Origin of the sequence: Stenotrophomonas pictorum JCM 9942 (genome assembly GCF_001310775.1) — a bacterium.
Lineage (GTDB): Bacteria > Pseudomonadota > Gammaproteobacteria > Xanthomonadales > Xanthomonadaceae > Stenotrophomonas > Stenotrophomonas pictorum.
The window spans coordinates 1-1326 of the sequence record NZ_BAZI01000571.1; the positions used below are offsets into that span (position 1 = coordinate 1).

The window sequence follows — 1326 nt, forward strand, 5'->3', positions numbered from 1 at the left end:
GGCCAGCGACTGGGTGCAAGAGGCGCCGCAGCAGATGCGGCAGATCTCGCGCCAGGTGCAGGCGCTGGTCAAACCGGTGCAACAGGCCAACCAGGCGGCCGAGAGCTTTGCCCGCGCCGCCGCCGGCGAGGGCAGCCGCAAGGTGCAGGTGATCCGTACCCAGCTCGATGACCCCTACAAGGCGCTGGTGCGCACTCCCAAGCTGGCAGCCTCGGCGCTGGCGGTGGTGCTGCTGACGCTGTTTTTCATGATCTATGGCGACAGCTGCAACGGCATGTGCTGGCGCTGCTGCCCACCCGCCAACAGAAGCGTTTCACCGCCGACATCCTGCGCTCGATCGAGCGCGAGATCTCGCGCTACGTGCTGACCATCAGCGTGATCAACGTGGTGCTGGGGCTGGCCCTGGCCGGCGCGCTGATGCTGCTGGGCATCGCGCTGCCCGAAGCGCTGCTGTGGGGCACGGTGGCGGCACTGCTGAATTTCGCGCCCTACGTGGGGCCGCTGCTCGGCATCGCGTTGATGCTGCTGATGGGCTTTGTGCAGTTCCGCGATCCACTCACCGCGTTCCTGCCGGCGCTGTGCTACCTGGCCCTGCACACGCTGGAGGGCCAGCTGGTGACGCCGGTGGTGCTCGGCCGCAGCATGGCGATCTCGCCGCTGATGCTGATCCTGGCGTTGATGCTGTTCGGCTGGCTGTGGGGGATGGTCGGGCTGTTGCTGGCGGTGCCGCTGCTGGTCTGCGTGAAACTGGTGCTGACCCGGCTGGACGGCATGCAGGCTGGGCCAGGCTGCTGGAATAGTGCATCGCAAGCCTGCGCCGATGGCTTGACGTAAAATGACGCGGTGAACTTCCCTGTCCTAGCCATCACCCTCGATCTGGACGACACCCTCTGGCCGTTCGCGCCCATCGGCGCGCGGATCGACCAGGTGCTGCACGACTGGATGCGCGAGCACAGCCCGGCGACGGCCACCCTGTACCCGGTGGAAGCGATGCGCGAACTGCGCGAACGCACCTTCGTCGACAACCCCCATCTGCACCATGACCTGAGCGCGTTGCGGCGGCTGACACTGGCCGAAGCGCTGGACAACAGCGGCGCCAACCCGGCGCTGCTGGAGCCGGCCTACGAGGCCTTCTACGCCGCGCGCAACCAGGTCGAGTTCTATCCCGATGCACTGGCCGCGCTGCACCGTATCGCCACGCGCGTGCCGGTGGCGGCGGTCAGCAATGGCAACGCCGATCTGCAGCGCATCGGCATCGGCGAGCTGTTCGCCTTCCAGCTGGGTTCGCGCGAGTTCGGCGCGGCCAAGCCGGACCCGGGCATCTTC

Annotated in this window: 1 protein-coding gene and 1 pseudogene; both read left to right on the plus strand. The window is 67.6% G+C overall.

The genetic code is table 11. From position 1 onward, the window contains the following. Positions 1-800 (plus strand): annotated as a pseudogene (locus JCM9942_RS16135) (AI-2E family transporter); the annotation flags it as partial. A gap of 43 nt (positions 801-843) precedes the next feature. Beyond that, a partial coding sequence (locus JCM9942_RS16140) for an HAD family hydrolase (protein ID WP_054660873.1) occupies positions 844-1326 on the plus strand: 483 nt, incomplete at its 3' end.